The 1164-nt window shown below is 64.6% G+C and carries 2 protein-coding genes; one reads left to right on the top strand and one right to left on the bottom strand.

What is annotated here, in order from left to right; translation table 11 throughout:
• Positions 1-95: 95 nt before the first annotated feature.
• The gene (locus K8638_RS44210) at positions 96-557 is read right to left on the bottom strand and encodes an OB-fold putative lipoprotein (RefSeq protein ID WP_223760816.1); all 462 of its coding nucleotides are present in this window, start codon (positions 555-557) and stop codon (positions 96-98) included.
• A 198-nt stretch (positions 558-755) separates the two neighbouring features.
• Between K8638_RS44210 and K8638_RS45520 the strand changes: the two genes are divergently transcribed.
• On the top strand, positions 756-1055 hold the full coding sequence (locus K8638_RS45520; protein WP_223760815.1) for a helix-turn-helix transcriptional regulator: 300 nt from the start codon (positions 756-758) through the stop codon (positions 1053-1055).
• Positions 1056-1164: the final 109 nt, after the last annotated feature.

Raw genomic sequence — 1164 nt, 5'->3', positions numbered from 1 at the left:
GGGCAGTCCTCCCGACCCCATCACACAGCCGGCTCGAACTCGGGCCTCGCTCCCTCAACCAGGGTGCGCGTCAACACAAGGAGCCGAGCACGAGACTAGAGGCCGACGAACTCGCAGCGCTTCACCAGGACGTTCATCATCAGGCCGTCCACACGTCCACGAACGGTGACGCGCGCGCCCCTCGTCAGGGTCGCCGCCTTCTTTGCCTCCGAGTCGGCGAAGAAGCACTGCACCTGCGGGACTTCGAGTGCCTGCCCAGTACCGAGGGTGACGTAGATGGAGTTCAGGAAGTCCCGCTTCACGTCGTCCACGTAGCCGGACGTCTGGACCCAGGTGCCCTTGAAGCTGGAGTCGGCGCGCACCTCGTTGTCACGGTACTCCGACAGCAGGGTGCTGATTTCTACCCACCTCGCGGACTTCTTCGCTGCATCCTCGGCACTCGTTCTAGCGCTCGCTGAAGGACCGCGCCCCCCGCGGCTGCCGCGCAGGAGGACGGAGCCGACCGTGTACACGGCGAGAACCCCGAAGATGATGAAGAGGATTTTCTTCGTCGACATGGGCGGCTTGGGCACTGGCGTCCCACACTGCGCGCACGCCGTTGCAGGGAGAGTCACCTCACTGCCGCACTTCCCGCACTTCACCGGAGCCATTCACCTTCTCCCCGCAAGAGACCAGCGCCGCTTTTACGCCGCTAGGGACACGTCTCTAGTGACGTGGCAGGTATCTTCTAGGCCCTCCTACGGTCCGGCCGCAAGATGGGGCCTCGGGCCGAGAGAAGACGCCGGCCTGAGCGGGCGGAACAGTACGAGAGCGACGCCTACCGCGAGCTCCAGCGGCGCTTGGCCGCCGCTGTGCGGCGCCTACGAGAGCAGAAGGGTTGGACGCAGGAAGAGGCTGCCCACCGCTGCGGTATGACAGTGCGCGTTTTCCAGCGAATGGAAGGTGAAGAGGTCAACGTCACCTTCACCAGCTTGGCGCGCCTCTGCGAGGGATTCGAAGTGGACGTTGGGGAGTTGCTCAAACCTTCCCGGGCGGAGAAGCGCCAGGAGACATGAGCGCTCCCAGTGAACGCCCCGTTCAACTCTGAGTGTCAAGGCTCGGCTAATCAGGTCGCTGTTCGGTCCGGCCAATGAGGTCCGGACGTGAGGAGCCCGGGAAGCGCGA

The organism is Myxococcus sp. RHSTA-1-4, from assembly GCF_020037125.1.
Lineage (GTDB): Bacteria > Myxococcota > Myxococcia > Myxococcales > Myxococcaceae > Myxococcus.
The sequence above is the reverse complement of the archived record's forward strand: the minus strand, read 5'-3'. Positions and strand labels throughout refer to the sequence as shown.